The 1,027-nt window shown below is 47.9% G+C and carries 1 protein-coding gene; it reads left to right on the top strand.

All coding sequences use genetic code 11. From position 1 onward, the window contains the following. Positions 1–1,027, top strand: a 1,027-nt coding sequence (locus tag AC1DSB_RS19855; protein WP_477587490.1) for a S8 family serine peptidase, incomplete at both ends; no start/stop codon positions are given.

The raw sequence follows: 1,027 nt of genomic DNA, 5'->3' as shown, positions 1-1,027 counted from the left end.
CCTGACGTAGTGAACAACTCCTGGGGTCGCCCACCAGGCACCGATGAATGGTATCGCCTGATGGTTCAAAACTGGCGTGCAGCTGAAATTTTCCCTTCGTTCGCTGCTGGAAATTACGGTCCGAGTGCTAGAAGCATCTCCATCCCATCCAACTATCCGGAATCGTTCGCTGTTGGCGCAACGGATAATAATWATCGAATTGTTTCTTTCTCCGCACGCGGTCCTTCGCCATATGGAGAAGGGAAGCCGGATATCTCTGCTCCAGGTGCGAACATTCGCTCTTCCGTACTAGGTGGCAGCTATGGAATCGGTCAGAATGGAACTTACATGGCTTCACCACACCTTTCTGGGGTTGTTGCTTTGATGAAGCAGGCGAATGCCTCTCTTACCGTTGATGAAATGGAACAAATTTTATTTGATACGGCAATCCCATTAACTGACTCCCTCTATCCAACTTCACCAAACAATGGTTATGGTCATGGCCAAGTGAATGCCTATGACGCTGTCTCCTCCATTGTCAGCGGAATAGGCCGAGTTCAGGGAAAAGTGGTTCGTGAAGGTCAAGATACTGAGAATCCAACTTATCAGCATACCGCTCCAACTGAAACTTATCCGACTATAACATTACCTCTTACTGTTCAAGTACAAGACAATGTCAGGATAGACAGTGTAGAGCTACAATACCGTGTAAGCGAAACTGCCGAATGGCAAACCGTAGCGGCCACTCGTACCGCAGGTGACTATAAGAGCGGAACGTACCAAGCCGTGATTCCGGCTGATGTCGTACAGATCCCAACCCTTACCTATCATTGGCGCATCAYGGACTATGGGMAAAACGTGGTTACTTCTGACGATTACACAGTACCAGTCAAACCTRGAATCAGCACCGGTTACWATCAAGATTTTGAATCTCAACCAAATGGTTGGATCTCCTCCGGTACCAAAAATACTTGGCAGTGGGGAGTGCCTACCTTAGCCTATGGACCACAAATTGCAGCTTCTGGTGAAAAAGTGTACGGAACCAATT

Source organism: Paenisporosarcina sp. P4_E4_2, from assembly GCF_056401595.1.
This window is presented reverse-complemented; position numbering and strand designations above follow the sequence as displayed.